Consider the following 215-nt stretch of genomic DNA (forward strand, 5'->3'; position numbering starts at 1 on the left):
TACAGGCCGTCGTCGCTTTCAATCAGCAACTGCCCGTTGAGATGACGTCGCACGGCCAGGCCTTCGCCAGCACTGAACACCGCGCCGCCCAACGGGATCGAGCCCATGTCGATGGGCCGGGCCTGTTCGTCGGTGTAGAGCAGGGTTTCGCCGCCGTCCGGGTGAGGCAGGATCTCGACCTGCACCTCATAGGCCACGCTCCAGCCGGCGCCGAA

Annotated in this window: 1 protein-coding gene; it reads right to left on the minus strand. The window is 66.0% G+C overall.

Annotated features, from left to right (window positions below):
- Positions 1 to 215 (minus strand): hypothetical protein (locus HU811_RS27280; RefSeq protein WP_186659253.1); only part of this gene is annotated, 215 nt, incomplete at both ends.

This window comes from Pseudomonas tehranensis (assembly GCF_014268615.1).
GTDB classification, from domain to species: Bacteria; Pseudomonadota; Gammaproteobacteria; order Pseudomonadales; family Pseudomonadaceae; genus Aquipseudomonas; species Aquipseudomonas tehranensis.